Annotated in this window: 17 protein-coding genes; 8 read left to right on the top strand and 9 right to left on the bottom strand. The window is 68.6% G+C overall.

Annotation, left to right across the window (positions count from 1 at the left end; all coding sequences use genetic code 11):
• Positions 1-1,146: an acyl-CoA dehydrogenase family protein gene (locus AB0H88_RS26055; protein ID WP_357648683.1), complete on the bottom strand. Its 1,146-nt coding sequence runs from the start codon at positions 1,144-1,146 to the stop codon at positions 1-3.
• Positions 1,147-1,310: 164 nt separating this feature from the next.
• On the opposite strand from AB0H88_RS26055, the gene AB0H88_RS26050 reads away from it, so the two are divergent.
• Both AB0H88_RS26050 and AB0H88_RS26045 read left to right on the top strand, forming a co-directional pair.
• Positions 1,311-2,672, top strand: coding sequence for a hypothetical protein (locus AB0H88_RS26050; protein ID WP_357648681.1), 1,362 nt, complete (start codon positions 1,311-1,313; stop codon positions 2,670-2,672).
• Entirely contained in the window at positions 2,669-3,445 is a 777-nt protein-coding gene (locus tag AB0H88_RS26045; RefSeq protein ID WP_357648679.1) for a class F sortase, read from the top strand. Before AB0H88_RS26050 ends, AB0H88_RS26045 begins: the two co-directional genes overlap by 4 nt.
• A 276-nt stretch (positions 3,446-3,721) precedes the next feature.
• On the opposite strand, the gene AB0H88_RS26040 is transcribed toward AB0H88_RS26045, so the two are convergent.
• Complete coding sequence (locus AB0H88_RS26040; RefSeq protein ID WP_357648678.1) at positions 3,722-3,997, bottom strand: hypothetical protein; 276 nt, start codon at positions 3,995-3,997, stop codon at positions 3,722-3,724.
• On the opposite strand from AB0H88_RS26040, the gene AB0H88_RS26035 reads away from it, so the two are divergent.
• From AB0H88_RS26035 to AB0H88_RS26020, 4 genes are all read left to right on the top strand, one after another.
• The gene (locus AB0H88_RS26035; RefSeq protein WP_357648676.1) at positions 3,996-4,463 is read left to right on the top strand and encodes a hypothetical protein; all 468 of its coding nucleotides are present in this window, start codon (positions 3,996-3,998) and stop codon (positions 4,461-4,463) included. The genes AB0H88_RS26040 and AB0H88_RS26035 overlap by 2 nt on opposite strands.
• 5 nt (positions 4,464-4,468) lie before the next feature.
• On the top strand, positions 4,469-5,227 hold the full coding sequence (locus tag AB0H88_RS26030) for a class F sortase (protein WP_357648674.1): 759 nt from the start codon (positions 4,469-4,471) through the stop codon (positions 5,225-5,227).
• A gap of 24 nt (positions 5,228-5,251) precedes the next feature.
• Complete coding sequence (locus tag AB0H88_RS26025) at positions 5,252-6,130, top strand: hypothetical protein (protein ID WP_357648672.1); 879 nt, start codon at positions 5,252-5,254, stop codon at positions 6,128-6,130.
• 71 nt (positions 6,131-6,201) lie between these two features.
• A complete protein-coding gene (locus AB0H88_RS26020; RefSeq protein ID WP_357648670.1) occupies positions 6,202-7,347 on the top strand; it encodes an acetyl-CoA C-acetyltransferase in 1,146 nt (381 codons plus the stop codon).
• A gap of 127 nt (positions 7,348-7,474) precedes the next feature.
• Here AB0H88_RS26020 and AB0H88_RS26015 read toward each other — a convergent pair whose 3' ends face one another.
• The 6 genes from AB0H88_RS26015 to AB0H88_RS25990 all read right to left on the bottom strand — a co-directional run bounded on the left by AB0H88_RS26015 (position 7,475) and on the right by AB0H88_RS25990 (position 13,219).
• Positions 7,475-7,612, bottom strand: a complete 138-nt coding sequence (locus tag AB0H88_RS26015; RefSeq protein ID WP_357648668.1) for a hypothetical protein — start codon at positions 7,610-7,612, stop codon at positions 7,475-7,477.
• Positions 7,613-8,223: 611 nt separating this feature from the next.
• The gene (locus tag AB0H88_RS26010; protein WP_357648666.1) at positions 8,224-8,505 is read right to left on the bottom strand and encodes a hypothetical protein; all 282 of its coding nucleotides are present in this window, start codon (positions 8,503-8,505) and stop codon (positions 8,224-8,226) included.
• 168 nt (positions 8,506-8,673) lie between these two features.
• Positions 8,674-9,828 (bottom strand): alpha/beta hydrolase, encoded by a 1,155-nt coding sequence (locus AB0H88_RS26005; RefSeq protein ID WP_357648664.1) that lies wholly within the window; start codon positions 9,826-9,828, stop codon positions 8,674-8,676.
• A gap of 12 nt (positions 9,829-9,840) precedes the next feature.
• Positions 9,841-11,259, bottom strand: a complete 1,419-nt coding sequence (locus AB0H88_RS26000; protein WP_357648662.1) for a S41 family peptidase — start codon at positions 11,257-11,259, stop codon at positions 9,841-9,843.
• Complete coding sequence (locus tag AB0H88_RS25995) at positions 11,256-12,332, bottom strand: ABC transporter permease (RefSeq protein ID WP_357648660.1); 1,077 nt, start codon at positions 12,330-12,332, stop codon at positions 11,256-11,258. Before AB0H88_RS25995 ends, AB0H88_RS26000 begins: the two co-directional genes overlap by 4 nt.
• Positions 12,329-13,219 (bottom strand): ABC transporter ATP-binding protein, encoded by an 891-nt coding sequence (locus AB0H88_RS25990; protein WP_357648658.1) that lies wholly within the window; start codon positions 13,217-13,219, stop codon positions 12,329-12,331. Before AB0H88_RS25990 ends, AB0H88_RS25995 begins: the two co-directional genes overlap by 4 nt.
• 253 nt (positions 13,220-13,472) lie before the next feature.
• On the opposite strand from AB0H88_RS25990, the gene AB0H88_RS25985 reads away from it, so the two are divergent.
• On the top strand, positions 13,473-14,849 hold the full coding sequence (locus AB0H88_RS25985) for a histidine kinase (protein ID WP_357648656.1): 1,377 nt from the start codon (positions 13,473-13,475) through the stop codon (positions 14,847-14,849).
• Positions 14,846-15,517, top strand: a complete 672-nt coding sequence (locus AB0H88_RS25980) for a response regulator transcription factor (RefSeq protein WP_357648654.1) — start codon at positions 14,846-14,848, stop codon at positions 15,515-15,517. Before AB0H88_RS25985 ends, AB0H88_RS25980 begins: the two co-directional genes overlap by 4 nt.
• Before the next feature lie 78 nt (positions 15,518-15,595).
• On the opposite strand, the gene AB0H88_RS25975 is transcribed toward AB0H88_RS25980, so the two are convergent.
• On the bottom strand, positions 15,596-16,456 hold the full coding sequence (locus AB0H88_RS25975; RefSeq protein WP_357648652.1) for a hypothetical protein: 861 nt from the start codon (positions 16,454-16,456) through the stop codon (positions 15,596-15,598).
• Between the last annotated feature and the right edge of the window lie 212 nt (positions 16,457-16,668).

Here is a 16,668-nt window from a genome sequence, read left to right as displayed (position 1 = left end):
CTAGAACCCGAAGGATCTTCCGATGATCTCCTTCATGATCTCGGTGGTGCCGCCGTAGATGGTCTGGACGCGGCTGTCGATCCACGCCTTGGCGACCGGGTACTCCATCATGTAGCCGTAGCCGCCGTGCAGCTGGAGGCAGCGGTCGATGACCTTGTTCTGGAGCTCGGTGGTCCACCACTTGGCCTTGGCGGCGTCGACCACGGTCAGCTCCTTGGCGTTGAGCGCCCGGATGCACTTGTCCACGTAGTGGCGGGCGATCTCCGTCTCGGTGGCCAGCTCCGCCAGGACGAACCGGGTGTTCTGGAAGGACCCGATATTCCGCCCGAAAGCCTGGCGGGACTTGCAGTACTCGATGGTCTGCTCCAGAACCGTCTCCGCCGCCGCGACCGCCGCCACCGCGATGGACAGCCGTTCCTGCGGCAGGTTGTTCATGAGCTGGAAGAAGCCCTGGCCCTCTTCGGCGCCGAGCCGGTTGGCCACGGGGACGCGGACGTTCTCGAAGAACAGCTCGGCCGTGTCCTGCGCCTTCATCCCGATCTTGTCGAGATTGCGACCCCGTCCGAACCCCTCCATGCCCCGCTCGACGACCAGCAGCGTGGTGCCGCGCGCCCCACCCGCGGGATCGGTCTTGGCGACCACCACGACGAGGTCGGCGTTGATCCCGTTCGTGATGAACGTCTTCTGCCCGTTGACCAGGTAGTGATCGCCTTCGCGGACCGCGGTCGTCCTGACCCCCTGCAGGTCGCTCCCGGCGCCCGGCTCGGTCATCCCGATCGCCGTGATGAGCTCACCGCTGACGAACCCGGGCAGCCAGCGCCGCTTCTGCTCCTCATCGGTCAGGTCGACGAGGTACGGCGCCATGATGTCGTTGTGCAGCCCGAACCCGAGCCCTGACGCGCCGTGCCGGATGATCTCCTCGACGATGACCGCGTTGAACCGGAAGTCGGTGACACCGGCTCCGCCGTACTCCTCGGGGACGGAGAACCCGAACAGGCCGATCTCCCCGGCCTTCTTCCACACATCACGCGGGACGATGCCGTCCTTCTCCCACTGGCCGTGGTGTGGCACGACTTCACGAGCCATGAACTCGCGCACGGTCTCCTGGAAGAGCAGGTGCTCCTCGTCGAAGAGGTCTCGCCGCATCGGTCGCCTCCAAGCGGGGGGTGGTCGTGCTGGACAGAATACGATTCTGTTGCCGGTTTGCGAGAGGCGGACACGGGTTCATCACAAGTGTCGGTAGTGGCGGTGTTCGGCGGATATCGACCCTAAGATCGACCTTCGGCCTACTGTGTTGATCGGAGTGTGCCGTGAATCGGTGGAGTAAGGCGTTCATCGCCGCATCGGTCGGCATGGCGGCGTCAGCCGCGTTCGTGGTGTCATCCCCCTCAGGGTCGGCGGAGTCCTCGCTCGTCGCGAAGTACCTCTGCACGGGTGGTGTCGCCGGGGCGGGCGTGCAGCTGGAGGCCACGATCACGCCCAGGATCGCCGCGGGCGGCATGCTGGACGTCGGCTGGGCGCTGAAGTACCAGGGCCTACACCGGTTCGGTTCGCCGGGCTTCTTCGAGGCAGGGTCAACGCTGAACCTGGAAGGCGTGGTCGACATCACCGGCGCCTGGAACGGTCAGCTCCGCCCGAAGGGCAGCAAGGACCAGGACGAACTGGTGCCCGGCGACCAGCTGGTGCTCCCCGACGGGCTGTCGGACGCGGGCTTGGTGAAGCGGACCGGCACCATCCGGGTCAGGCCGGGTGGGCTGGTCGTCCGGTTCCAGCCCGCCGAGGGCGAAGTGATGATCAACAACCACAAGAGCGTCACCTACTCCAGTGGCTGGCATCGGATCAACACCGAGAAAGAGTTCGGCGACTACCTCTACGACCTGCACACGACCGACCAGCAGGGCGAGAGCGCGAAGCTGTCCTTCTCCGGCACGCAGGTCACCTACATCGGCCGGCGGGACCGGGACCTCGGTGACGTGCGCGTGCTCCTCGACGGCGACACCGTGACCGACGGGCTGGTCAAGCCGAGCAAGGACCGCGACGGCAGCGACATGACCGGCTCCAGAGCCCAGGAAGACCTCTGGAAGTCACCAGTGCTCGCCTACGGGCCCCACACGATCGAGATCATCAACACCGAGTCCAAGGTCGCCAACGTGGACGCCTTCCGGGTGAGCACCGCCAACCTGGACGAGCCGCCGACCCACGACCAGGCCCTGTGCACGTTGCAGAACGACCCCGGTGCCATCGACGTAACGGTGCCCGGCGCCACCCCCACCTCGCCGACCCCCACCTCGCCGAGCCCCACGGTGACCACGCCCACCCCGACCGGTCCCGGCGGCTCGCCGACCCCGGGCCCGACCACGCCCACCCCCACGCTCCCGCACAACAACCCGCCGGGGACGAACGACGGCCTGGTGAGCGTGATACCGGGGACCGTACGCACCAGTCCGAGCACGGCTACCCCCAAACCGACCACGACCAAGACCACGTACGTCAAGGCGCAGGTCGCCAAGACACCCAAGGGCGGGGTCGATTCCGGTGAGGCGCCTGAGCCGCCGGGCGGCGGGTCGTACGGGCTGATCGCGGGCGGTTCGATGCTGCTCATGGGCAGCGCCACAGGAGGGCTGCTGCTACGGCGGCGCAAGGCCGAGCACGCCGGAGGAGTTGAGTCATGACCGAGCAGAAGCCGCTGCTGAACAGGGCACTTCCCGGGCTGCTGATCGCCGGGTCGCTGGGCGGGGTGGGCGCCATCATGGTCGGCCTGCTGTCGCTGGCGCCGACCGTGGACGACGGCTCGGGTCCCGGGCCGCAGGCGCAGCCGGGCGACACGGTCCAGATCCAGAACGCGGCAGGCGCCTTCGTCCTGCCCCCGACCGTGGGCCCCGGCGGCAAGAACGTGCCGCTGACCCCCGCCCGCCTCGACGCGCCGCCCCCGCTGGCCGCCGCCCCGGTCGTCGCGGCCATCCCGCCGGCCAAGACCAAGGCCAAGAAGGCGAAGCCGTACCGCATCAAGATCCCCAAGATCAAGGTCAATGCCACCATCGGCTCGGTCACCGTCGACCTCAAGGGCAACCTCACGACCCCGCCGCTGACGAAGCCCGGCCTCACTGGCTGGTACAAGTTCTCGCCGGTCCCGGGTGAGCTGGGGCCCGCGGTGATCAACGGCCACGTGAGCACCAAGAAGGGCGCGGCGGTGTTCTACCGGCTCTCCGAGGTGGCCAAGGGGGACCAGATCTACGTGTACCGGTCGGACAAAAAGGTGACGCGGTTCACGGTGAGTGGGGTCGAGCAGGTCAGCAAGTCCTCGTTCCCGACGGCTCGGGTGTACGGGAACACGAAGAACGCGCAGCTCAGGCTGATCACTTGCGGGGGCGTCTTCAACAAGACGGCCCACAGTTACACGGACAACATCATCGTGTACGCCACCCTGTCCAAGAAGAAGGGGTGAACGGCGGGCAAGTGCTTGCTTGTAGGGTTTACGGGAACTTCACAGGGAGAGTTCGTATCATCGCTACCTGACCGTGACCAACGGCTGGGATCCTGGTACGCCTGTTGATACTGCGCTGAAACGGAGAAGGACAGTGCTGACGTCCAAGGCGAGGCACCGCCTCGCCCTCAAGGCATCTGGCCTGGCCTTAGCGGGTGCGGGTATCTTCTGGGTGGTTCCGGCGGTGGCCGCGATGGCCACACCGGTTGAGAAGCGGTATGTCTGCACTCCGGTCGCTCAAGTAGCGCCTACGAGTGCACCGACTATCACCGTGCCGTTCAGCATGGAGATAGCGACGCCAACGCTGGCCGTTCCACACGTCGCCGCCACAGTGAGCTGGCGCGTCATGCAGCCCGCCACATCGCCGCTCGCGGTGCCCACAGCGATTACGCCTACAGCCACCTTCGCCGCAGAGGCGACCATCACGCCAACCGGAAGCCCCGTCCCTTCGAGCCAAGTCCTGGCCACAGGGACGACGACCGTGACGACCACGATCGCTTCAGGTGCGCCCATGCCGATTCCCACCATGGCGATTGTGGTCACCCCCACTGTGGCGGGAACCGTCGCCATCAAGGGAGACGCGTTCGCGGTCAAGGTCAACAACGCTGCGTGGTACAACTGCGCCCCCCAGACCGCAGGCGGTGGCCCCTCCGCAAACCTGGTCGTCGCGACCGCCACTCCCACCGGCACTCCCACCGGCACCTCCACCCCGAGCACCACCCCCACCCCCACCCCCACGCCGACACCCACCCCCACCCCCAAGCCCACCAAGACGACCACCCTCACCGTCACCAAGACCCCCCACGCGACGAAGACCACCACCAAGAGCTCCAAGACTCCCAAGGCCGGAGCCGACACAGGTGGTGGCGGTGACATGGGTCCCGACGGCAGGATGGTCGTGCTGACCGGATCCGCACTGATACTCGCCGCCGGTGTTGGAGGACTCGTGATGCGTCGCCGTTCCGCCACCAGAGGCTGATCGAGGTGGCCGGACAGTACCCCTACGGGGGCGAGCCGCCGCAGGACAGGGGCAGCACCGTACTCAGGTCGGTGCTGATCCTCGCCGCTGTGGCCGGGGTGGTGACCGTGGTGGCCGGGCTGCTGATCGTGCTCCGTTCGCCCGAGGAGTACGGCCTGGCCAGCCAGCGGGACACGCTGCCCGTCACCGTGCAGCCCGACGGCAAGACGACGGGACAGCCGGCTCAGGCCCTGTTCAAGGCGGCCCCCACGGTGCCGCCGCCGCTCCCGCTGCCGGACCCGGCGCCCGCGATGCTGCCGTCCACCCCACAGCGGATCGTGATCAAGCGGCTGGGGATCAACGCCCCGGTCGAGTCCCTCGGGCTCGCCAAGGACGGGACGATCCAGGTGCCGGCGGCCGACAACCCCAACCTGGTCGGCTGGTACCGCAACATGTCCACCCCCGGCGAAGCCGGTCCGGCCGTGATGCTCGGGCACAAGGACACCCGGACGCGCAGCGCCGTCTTCAGCCGCCTGTACGAGATCCGCAACGGCGACACCATCGAGGTCAAGCGGCAGGACCGTACGACCGCGGTGTTCACCGTCGGCGGCGTCGAGCAGGCGAGCAAGAAGACGTTCCCCACCCAGCGCGTCTACGGCAACCAGGCCAACGCCAACGCCCAGCTCCACCTCATCACCTGCGGCGGCACGTACAACCGCAGCATCGGTCACTACACCGACAACATCATCGTCTATGCGACGATGACAAGCTCCTATCGAGGCTGAACGCGGAGGCGCGTCATGGGCTGGATGGCTAAGCGGAGACTGCGTACTGGCCCGACGGCGGCATTGCCCGCCAAGCCGAGCCAGGCAGATCTCCTGCGACTGGTACGGCTGGCAGACCCGGAGGCCCGCGAGGACGGCGCCGACATCGTGGCGTTGGACGTCCGGGTGCACGTCCCGGTCGAGGCCGAGCCCGAGTTGGTGGGCGGCGAGCTGGAACAGGTGTGGGCCTGCCGGGTGGTGGCGGAAGGCCCGCTGCCGTTCGACTACTTCGACCGCTACCTGGCCGAGGGGATCGCCTTCCGCCTCGGCGGGCTGGCCGTGTGCCGGGGTGAGGTGACCGATCCCGCCGACAGCGACCGTGGCGGCCCAGCGGTGATCCTTCCGGAACGGCCGACGGCGGACGAACTGCGGACGGTACTGAGCGCTCTCGACGACAGCCCCAAGGCCGACGTAGGCGACGAGGCCAACAGCGTTACGGACACCGCGCCCGAGGACCCCACCGCTACCGACGCAACGACCACAGAGACCGACGCGGCTGCGGATACGGCTGTCGACACCGAGACCGAGGCTGAAACAGGTGCCGACGCCGAGGCTGAAGCGGTTGCCGAGGTCGCCGAGGTGGCCGACATCTCTGGCGTTGCTGGCGAAGACGACAAGCAGGACGATTTCCTCTACACGGTCGGCGACATACGAGTCCTCGTGGTCCCGGAAAAGGGCCGTCCGCCCGCCGTACAAGAGCTTCTGCCCTTCGCCACCGAGCTGACCGCGATCGAGCTGCGCGGCGACGACCCCGAGAAGGTCGGCGCGCTCGCGCTGCGTCTGGCGGATGCGCTGAACGGGCTGATCGTGGACCGGTGGCGGTTCCGGATCGACGCGGTGGAGGACCTTCTGCCCCCAGGGTGACGGGGCGTAGAGCATCGTTCTGTTGTAGTCTCTCCCTAATAACCGAACAATGCTCGGTTTCAGGAGGCACTGTGGCAGAGGCGTACATCGTCGGGGCGGTTCGCACCCCGGTCGGCAAGAAGAAGGGCGGCCTTTCCACCGTCCACCCCACTGACCTGGCCGCTCACACTCTGAAGGCGCTGATCGACCGCACTGGCGTCGACCCCACCGCGGTGGAGGACGTCATCATGGGGTGCGTCATGCAGTTCGGCCCCCAGAGCATGGACATCGCGCGAAATGCCTGGCTCTCTGCGGGACTGCCGGAGACCACGGCCGGTGTCACCATCGACCGGCAGTGCGGCTCCTCGCAGCAGTCGATCCACTTCGCGGCGCAGGGCGTCATGTCCGGCACCCAGGACCTGGTCGTGGCGGCCGGCGTCGAGTCGATGAGCATTGTCCCCATGGGCTCGTCGATCACGGCCGCGCTGGAGAAGGGCATGCCGTTCCCGTTCGGCGACATGTGGGTCGAGCGGTACGGAAAGCAGGAAATTTCGCAGTTCCGCGGCGCGGAGCTGATGTGCGAGAAGTGGGGCCTCAAGCGCGAGGAACTGGAGCGGTACGCCTTCGAATCCCACCAGCGGGCCGCCAAGGCCATCGCGAACGGCTACTTCAAGGACCAGATCGCGCCCGTCAACGACGTCTCCGACGACGAGGGGCCACGGGCGGACACGACGCTGGAGAAGATGGCCGGGCTGAAGACGCTCAAGGAGGACGGCCAGATCACCGCCGCCACCGCGTCGCAGATCTCCGACGGCTCGGGCGCGGTACTGATCGCCTCGGCGCAGGCCGTGAAGGACCACGGACTGACCCCGCGCGCCCGCATCCACCAGCTCGCGCTCATGGGTGACGACCCGGTGTACATGCTGACCGCGCCGATCCCGGCGACGCGGCGGGCACTGGACAAGGCCGGCATGTCGATCGACGACATCGCCGTCACCGAGATCAACGAGGCGTTCGCGCCGGTGCCGCTGGCCTGGATGAAGGAGCTCGGCGCCGACCCGGCCACCGTCAACCCCAACGGCGGCGCCATCGCCCTGGGCCACCCGCTGGGCGGTACGGGCGCGATCCTGATGACCAAACTGCTGCACGAGCTGGAGCGTACGGGCGGCAGGTACGGCCTCCAGACGATGTGCGAGGGCGGCGGCCAGGCCAACGTCACCATCATCGAACGCCTCTAACCTGCCCGGTAGTGCTGAAACGACGGTGCCCCGGCCCCTCGACGAGGGACCGGGGCACCGCGGGTTGTGTGCGGCGCGCCCATGGCGTTGGGTCGCGCGCCGCACTTACTACCATCCTGGTAGTGGACTAGCGTCCCTTGGACGGGATCCGCCTGGGCGGCGCGATGGGCCGCTGCGGCATTCTCGGCATCTGCCGGGGCACCGGCGGCATCTCCTGCCCGGGGAGGTTCTTGCCGTGTTTCTTCTTGCCTGAACGAACTCGCATGAGGGCTCCTTTACGTAATTCACGACGCGGCCAGGGCCGGTCGACAAGCTCAGCTGCCGCGTCTGGACGAGGTCGGCGGGCATACACACCGCCGGGCGGGGCCGAGTGGCCGGGGCATTGGCATCCCCAACGAATTACAGGTAAAAGCGCATGTCACCGACCCTATGCCTCGTCTGGCGCTCGCCGCAACCGATTTATTCGCGCGCGTTTCGTGGGGCCCGTCGCTCTACACGCCCGCCGACAACCCAAGCCAATCTCGTACGGCCTGCCCCCTCTCCTCAGCGGACAAGACCGACCAGCAAGGCGTGCCACTGCGCCTCCGCCTGCCCGGCAGGCCATCGGTCGCTTTCATCAACGATCCACTCGTTCGGCCCGTTTCGAGTGCGTCGGATGAACCGCTGGCCGCCCGCCTGGCACAGCTCGTAGAAGGGGCTGGCGCACTCGCAGGTCCACGCGATGACGCGCACGTGGCGGCCGTTGTCGCGGGGTGCGTTCCATGCCAATCGCTCGGCATGGGACTGCGCGGGGGATGCGTGCGGACTCCTGCAGTGGGGAGAAGACCACGCCTGATCAACCGTCCAGGACACGCCGGTGCACCTCATCTCGCGCCCTCACATCCTTGCCGCACAGGCAGGCGTGCCGTTCTTCGTGGACATCTCCGCCCACACCACTCGCCGTCTATAGCCCTCATCGCGCACGCCCCACCTGGCCGTATACGTTTCGACCAGCCATAGCCCCCGGCCGCCACAGTCGCCGGCGTCGGCGTTTCGCACCTCGGGAAAGGCCATGGCCGTCCCGTCGTCGATCACTTCGATGTAGGCCGTCGCGGCATCCAGGGAGGTGACCTCCACCGTGACGAACCCGCCTGCCTCGCCGGATGCGGTGTGCGACACGGCGTTCGTGACCTGCTCACGTTCCGCCCAGATGAGTGGGAAGCCTTCATTGGTGGTGTATGGCTAGGTGAATTTGACCTCTGACTCAGCCTCCCGTCCAACACCCGATCATCCATCTGCGCGTTTGAGCCCCTGGCCACATAGGTCGGGGGCTCACTCCTCCGGACCTCAGGAATGAGCGCAGGTCGCGGGGCAGAACTTGGCCTCGGGGTAGCGCGACGACGGCTTGTCCAGGAGGGGCTGCCGCTGTGACTTCAGGTGGTGGTCGAGGAAGGCCGCCACGTAGGTGCGGGTGAGTTCGGCGGTGCGCGCCGCCGGCAGGACGCCAGGGAGCGGTTTGATGCCGAGGGCGTCCGACAGCAGCGGGGTGTCGGTGAAGGACTGGTGTTCGGTGCCCGTCAGTACGATCCAGCGCTTCCATCCGGTGAGCAGCTTCCAGTCGCGGTCCCACGTGGGGGCGGGACCTCCGGAGACGTGCTGCGCCGAACCCAGGAACATGAACGGCCGGGAGAACCCGCTCTTGGGAATCCGGGCGTATGCGGTGCCGTCCATGTCGATTCCGGCCCGCACTCGGCGGTCTTCGAGCATGGTCGCCATGGCGCTCGACCCGCCGATCGACTGGCCGACCATGGCGATGCGGGAGCGGTCGATCCGGTCGGAACCGTCCCACCGCGATGGCAACTGGTCGAGCACGAAGGAGACGTCGGCGGCGCGGCCCTGGACCAGCCCGGCGCCGAAGCCGGGATCGGAGTTGCTGTCGCAGGCGAGGCATTCGGCGACGTGCCCGTCGGGGAAGGTGGTGGCGTAGCTTTCGTAGGTGTGATCGATGCCGGCCACGACGTACCCGCGGCTGGCCAGGTCCTCGGCCAGGGAGGTGAGGGTGCTCATCGGCTTGGTGAAGCCGGGGGAGAGCACCACCAGCGGCAGCGTCTTGCCTGCGGGTTCGGCGTTTTCGATGGCGTTCGTGCGGGTCTTGCTCAGCGTGTCGTACGGCGCGCTCGCAATCAGGGTGCCTTTCAGGAGGAGCTCCGATTCCTTGGGTGTCATGTACGGAGCCCGCTGCCCGTCGCGCTGCTTGGTCGGATACCACAGGGTGACCTTGAGCTCTCTGGCTTCGGCGTCGAGATTCCAGGGGTCGGGGCGGGAGGTGTCCTTCAGGTACAGGACGGTGGTGCCGACCGAGTGAGGGCCGGTGGGGGCGGGCAGGGTGGCAGGCCCGGCTGGCGCGGCGGACACGGCGTCGGATCGGGGCGGCGCGGGTGCGGAGCAGGCGGACGCGGCGAGGACGGCCAGTACCGCGGCGGCTACCAGGGTCTGTCTCATGGAGATGTCCCTTCACTTGTGCAGCAGGGTCAGGGCCTTGGCCAGGGCGGGGTCGCGCCCGGCGGCCGTGTCCTCCGGGGTCAGGGGCACGTAGTGGTCGGGCGGCACGCCGATCCGGTCGATGACCTCGCGGTTGGGCCCCAGGTGGTGTTTGGCGGGAAAGCTCAGCAGGGTGTTGTCGGCGAGCAGGTACGCCTGAGCCGGGCCGGAGACGACACCGGCGGTCCTGGTGCCGACCAACCGGCCGATGCGCAGATCCTTGACCGCGGAGCCGAACTGCTCGCACGCTGAGGCGCAGCCGCGGTCGGTGAGTACCGTCAGTGGCAGGTTGAGCAGCCCGACGGTGTCGTCGGTTCGCGATGCCGCGCACGTGCCGTCCACGGTGCAGTGGTAGGCGGTGACCTTGCCGTGGACGAACGCGCTCACCAGCCGGGTCACCTCCGTGAGACCGCCGTCGCTGTTACCGCGCAGGTCCAGCACGACGCCGGACAGCGTCCGGCCCTTGCGCAGCTGGGAGATCGCCCGCAGGACCCGGTCCGCTGAGTCGGGCGCGAACGCGGTCAGCCGTACGTAGGCGATGTCGTCGTCCAGCAGCTTCGACCGCACCACTTGCAGGGCGGCCAGGTCCCGCTGGAAAAGACCGGGCTGAAGCGTCACGCTCCAGCGGCGTCCGGTGCCTTTCCGCAGGAGCCGCAGCCGGACCTGGCGCGCTTCCGGATACTGCGGGTAGAGGGCGGTGATAGCGGGAGTGGCCCGGTCGTCGATGAAGGGCGCCGATTCGTTGATCGATTCGATGATGTCGCCTGGGCGCAGCCCTGCGGCCCGTGCCGCGCCACCCAGCACGGTCGTGACGAACAGCGGCGGTACGGCGACGCCGAGGTCGCCGTCGGCCTGCGAAGCGTCCACGTTCGCCTCGAGACCTAGGCCGTAGCCGTCGCCGTCGTAGTAGTCCGGCGGCTGCTTGACGCCGTGGATCCAGTCGGCGTGGTCGTCGCCGAGGCCGGCCACGATGGCTTCGAGGGTGGCGATGGCCAGCTTGTCGCGCAGGTCGGGCACTTGATCGGTGATCTTGCGGTAGACGGTCTCGAAGGCGGCCCAGTCGGCTTTGCGGTCGCCGGTCAGCGCCGGCATGGTGGCGCCGGGCAGGTCGCGTCCGTGGTGGTCGAGCTCCTGGGTCAGGGCGGTGAATCCGGCGGTCAGTAGCGAGCGGGCGTCCAGGGTGGCGCCGCTGTAGTAGTTGCCGAGGATGCAGAAGTACGCCTGCTCGATGACGTCGATCGTGGTGGGCGTCTCAGCTCCGGGCGTTCCGTGGGGCGGCGCGCAGACCGTACCGGCCGCCGTGCTTGACTGGCCGCGCGGCGGCGGCGGCGCGGTGCAGGCCGTCGCCAGGAGGAGGGCGAGCCCGGCGGCCGCGATCCTGGCGACGGTCATGACAAGCCTCGCCGTACCCGCCGGAAGCAGCGCCAGGTGAGGCCGAGGGTGAGCAGGGCGTAGATCCCGGTCTCGATCCACTGGAAGGGCCAGAAGCGCTCAAGGGGCTGGTAGGTCGCCTGCTGCCGGTAGCCGAGCCGGTTGATCTCCGCTGTGCAAGCGTCTGTGCCCAGCCCTCCCGATGGTGCGCAGGGTCCCGAGGTCGTGGAGACCGGGACGGACCGCGCGATCGTCGACGACGGCCCCGAGGCTCCGTCGCGGCCGACGACGGTACGTCCGGACGGATCGACCAGGTCGCTGGACAGGACCCAGGCGCCCGCGTGGCCGGGAACGGCCGACGTACTCAGGAAGACCTGTGTGCCGCCGCCTGCCTGCCCTTGCGGCACGAGGCCGTTCACATTCGTCCGGCCGAGCTCGAAGGTCGACGTGACCGGGGGCATCAGGTGGGGCCGGACCAGCAGCGGCATGGCGAGCTGGATCGTGGCGAAAGCGACCAGGGTGAGGGCCATCGCGGGCAGCGTGCGGCGCACCAGCACACCCGCGCTCACACCGAGGACGAAGGCGAAGGCCGCATACCCCATCGGGGCGATGCCGCGCGCGCTGAACACCAAAGGAGACATCTGGGCCAGTTCCGGCACGGCTGACTTGTCCAGCGGGTCGGACCACCAGGTCACCACGAGGCCGCACACGCCGGCGGCGGCCATGGCCACCAGGCCGGTGAGCCCGAGCTTGACCGCCAGCCAGCGGCCGCGGGTGACGCTCTGGTTCCACACCAGCAGGTACGTGCCCGCCTCCAGCTCGCGGGTGATCAGCGGCGCTCCCCAGAAGAGCCCGACCAGCGCCGGCAGGATCAGCACGACGAGGGTGAGGGCCAGGAAAGGGAGCTGGTACTCGTCGAAGAAGCGGTCGAAGAAGTCGTCGCAGGTGTTGTCCGGGGTGCAGCCGGCGATTCCGGCACCGTAGCGGGAGGCCAGACCCGGCCCGGTCAAGGCCAGCACGGCGATGAGAACGACGAGGACGGCGGCCAGCGTCGCGGCCGAACCGCGCGATTGCCGCCAGGTCAACCAGATCATCGCCGCACCTCCAGGGCGACCCGCCGGCGCTCGGCGGTGCCCTTGTCCATGTAGGCCAGGACGAGGTCCTCCAGACTGAGCCGGCTGACCGTCCAGGCGGGATCGTCGATCGGCGCTTCGGCATGGACCACGAACGTGCTCTTCCCATCGGCGTGCCGGGCGGAGACCACGTGCCGGCCGCCGGGCAGCCGGTCGGGATCGTGGCGGGGGCCGGTGAGCCGGTGATGGGTGGCCAGCAGTTGGCCGCTCTCCCCGGCGATCTGGACGCGGGAATCGACGAGCACGATCAGGAAGTCGCAGACCCGTTCCAGGTCGGAGACCAGATGAGAGGAGAGCACCACGCTCAGCTGGTGCTCGACAGCGGCCTCCATCAGCCCCTGCATGAACTCGTGACGGGCCAGCGGATCGAGCGCTGCCGCAGGCTCGTCCAGGATCAGCAGGTCGGGGCGCTTGGCCAGGCCCAGGGTGAGAGCGAGCTGGGCGCGCTGGCCGCCCGACAGCCTGCCCGCCCGATGCGCGGGGACGAGCCCGAGTCGCGCGATACGTTCCCGCGCCATGGTGGCGTCCCAGCGGGGGTTGAGCCGAGCTCCCAACGATAGGTGTTCGGCAACGGTCAGGTTCGCGTAGACGGGGGTCTCCTGGGCGACGAACCCGACCTTGGCCAGCTGCGCGGGCGTGCTGCCCGGCCGGCCGCCGAGCACGGCGACGCCGCCCGCACTCGGCTCGAGCTGGCCGCTGGCCAGCTTCAGCAGCGTGGATTTGCCGGCTCCGTTGGGACCCACCAGCCCCACGATGTGGCCAGCCGGTATGTCGATGGTGCACTCGCGCAGCGCCCAGCGTCTGCCGTACTTCTTGCCCAGTGCCTGGGCCTGCAGGACAGAAGTCACGCTATGTCCTCCTTGAGCAGCGGTTCGAAGGGATGGTCATGAGCAGCGCCTCGATCGTCGAGGCCCCGGCCCTCGTGCCGGGACCGAAATTAGGCGCCGCTCCTGCCTGTGCGCTTCGGCCGTGATGCCGAGATCACGTAGCGCCTGAGAACGAGGGGCCACCAGGTCATCCCTGCGATCTAGTCCCGAAGACCGTGAAGCCCCGTCACGACGGCCGATGTGGGACGGACAGGGCAGGCGTGACAATGTGCCGGTGGAGACCACAGAACGACGGCCGTGGTGGCGGCATGTGCTCGACCTGTACCGCCGGCTGAACGAGGACTACTCAGCTCGGGACGCGCCGGGACGGAGCAGCGACGGGCCCCCAAGGCTGTCCCGCCGGGCACTCGCCGCCGATGTCGTGGTCGCGATCGTCCTGACTGTCCTGGCGGTGACCGTGGCGGCGGAGTATCCAGCGATCGGTCCTGCCGCGAAACAGCTCGAAGTGATCGAGCACCTTCTGCTCCGACCGGGTCCCCCGGCCGAACACCCACTACTCCCCAGCGCCCTGTCCAACAGCCCGTTCCCAGCCCTTGGCCGGCTTCCATCCCACGACGCGCCCGCGTTCCTCGTGGCGCTGACGGCGTTGCCGCTGGCGGCGCGGCGCCGGTACCCGCTCATCACCTTCTGGGTGGTGTTGCTGGCGGCGCGGGCCACACAGGCGGACGCGACCTGGATCACGGTGCTGACCTGCGCTGTCGCCGCGTACGGTGCCGCCGCCCACAGCCGTAACCGAATCCTGGCGATGGGCGGCCTGGTGCTCGTGGCCGGGCTCGCCGGTGCCGGGTTCGGGGACATCGCACCCGCGCTGCCGGGCTGGATGGGGCCGTTCGTCGTCCTGCTGAGTGTCGGCCTTCTCGGGAGCTTCGTCCGTTTCTGGCGGCGACAGCTAGGAGCCAGCCGGTACCGGCTCACCGAGCTGCAGCGGGCGCAGGCGGACGCCATGCGCGAGGCTGTCGCGGAGGAGCGCTCCCGGATCGCCGCCGAGCTCCACGACGTGGTGACCCACAATGTCAACGTGATGGTGATTCAGGCCGGTGCGGCCCGCAGCGTGATGGACGCGGAGCCGGAACAGTCGAAGCAGGCTCTGCTCGCGATCGAGTCCGGTGGCCGGGCCGCCATGGCCGAGTTGCGCCATGTCATGGGCCTGCTGGCCGGCCCGGGCGGCGAACGCCTGGACGGGCCCAGCGACGGGCTCGAACCGCAACCCGGGCTCGACCAGCTTGACGGCTTGGTGGAACGAGTCCGCGCCGCCGGAGTGCCGGTGCGTGTCGCGGCGTCACCGCCCGGGCCGCTACCTCCCGGGATCGACCTCGCCGCCTACCGCGTCGTACAGGAAGCCCTCACCAACACGATCAAGCACGCGCCCGGGGCCGCCGCGTCCGTGACGATCGGCCATGACGGCGACTGGCTGGAGATCGAGGTGACCGACACCGGCGGGACACGCGGCGCCGGGCCGCGGGCCGGCGGCGGCAGGGGGCTGATCGGGTTGCGCGAGCGGCTCGCCGTCTACGGCGGGACCCTCGACGCCGGACGAACGGCCGAGGCCGGATTCCGGCTCAAGGCCCGCGTCCCGTGGAGGACCGCATGACCGAGCGGTTGCGCGCCGTCATCGCAGACGACCAGGCATTGGTACGCACGGGATTCCGCATGATCCTCGCCGCCAACGGCATCGAAGTGGCGGCCGAGGCCACCAACGGAGACGAAGCCGTCACTGTGGTTCGCCGGACCCGGCCCGACGTCGTGCTCATGGACATCCGGATGCCGCAGATGGACGGCCTCGAAGCCACCCGGAGGATCCTCGCGGGCGGCAATGAGGAGACCCGCGTGCTGATCCTGACCACCTACGACCTCGACCACTATGTGTACGCCGCGCTCGCCGCAGGAGCGAGCGGGTTCCTGCTCAAGGACGTCTCACCCGAGCACCTGGTGGCCGCGATACGTCTGGTGCGCTCCGGCGACGCACTGCTCGCGCCCACCATCACTCGCCGCCTGGTCGAGCGTTTCGCCCGCCGCGACAGCGCGAAGCCCGCTCTCCACCGCGATCTGCACCAGCTGACGCCCCGGGAACTGGACGTGCTGCGCCTGCTCGCCACCGGCCTGAGCAACGCCGAACTCGCCGACCAGCTGACCCTCAGCGTGGCCACGGTGAAGACCCACGTCGCCAGCATCCTGTCCAAGCTCGACCTGCGCGACCGGGTCCAGGCCGTGGTGGTCGCCTACGAGACCGGCCTGATCTCTCCCGGCGGCACCGGCTGATCGAAGCCCGCGCGCGTTTCGTGCGGGCTTGTCACTCTGCGGCGAGCCCTGCCGCCGAGGTCGCTCTTTATGGCGCTGTCAGCCTGGTTCGTTGAACAGATCTTGGAGGGTCTGGGCGGTGGCCGCGCGGGTGAGCCAGGTTTCGAGTTGGCCGAGGTCTGTGCAGGCGGTGATCTGGGCGTGGATGTCGTCGGGGACGTTGAAGTCGCGAGCGGCGAGCACGAGCAGCACCGATCTGGCGGCCTCTTCCGCTTTGCCGCGGCCGAAGTGTTCGCGGGCGAAGGGGCTGTAGACCGGCCATTCAGTGGACGCGGACTTCATGATCTCCTCCATGAGGCGGCGGATCTCGGGCGCGGACATGCTGTATGCGTATTCATAGTAATCCGGAGCGTGTTCGTCGGTCACGTCCGCCAGCGCGGCGGCAAAGGCCTCGATGACCTTGCGGTCGCGGCCGTGGATCATGACCGACATGGCGGCGAGGTGCGGGTGGGCGGCGGCCTCTTGGGGGTCGGTGATGGCCGGGATGTCGTCCGGCCCCAGTACCCAGGGTCGCAGGCGGTAGCCGGTCAGTCCGGACTCGATCGGCTGCGCGTAGTGGGCGGCGACTCTGCGGTCGGGGCAGATGACCAGGACTGAGACGTCGCAGCCCAGCATGAGCCACAGGGCGGCGGCGTAGCGGGCGAGTTGCCGGGGATCCTTGGACTTGTCCTGCTGGATCTCCACGATGATGGCGTGGGCGGGCGTTTGTGGTGGTCCCATCACGAGGACCAGGTCGGCCTCGATGTCGTCGGAAGGGCGGGTGTTGAAGGTGCTCTTCTCCAGCCGGACCAGCGGAGTGGCGGGCAGGTCCACCCCCAGGAAGTCACGCAGGATCTCCACCGCCAGTTGAGGGCGGTCGGCGAACAGTTTGATGAGGGTGTCATGTCGGGGGGACGGCATGGCACTCATTGTTGCATTGCAATTACAGAAAGTGATGGCTATTCACGTGTCTTCGGTTCACGTGCCTTCGGTATGGCGCCCCACCGCACACGACGGCGCCCCGGCCCCTCGAACGAGGGACCGGGGCGCCGCGGGTTGTGTGCGGCGCGCCCATGGCGTTGGGTCGCGCGCCGCACTTACTACCATCCTGGTAGTGGATTAGCGTCCCATGG

It is taken from the genome of Nonomuraea sp. NPDC050680 (genome assembly GCF_040654555.1).
Lineage (GTDB): Bacteria > Actinomycetota > Actinomycetes > Streptosporangiales > Streptosporangiaceae > Nonomuraea.
This window is presented reverse-complemented; position numbering and strand designations above follow the sequence as displayed.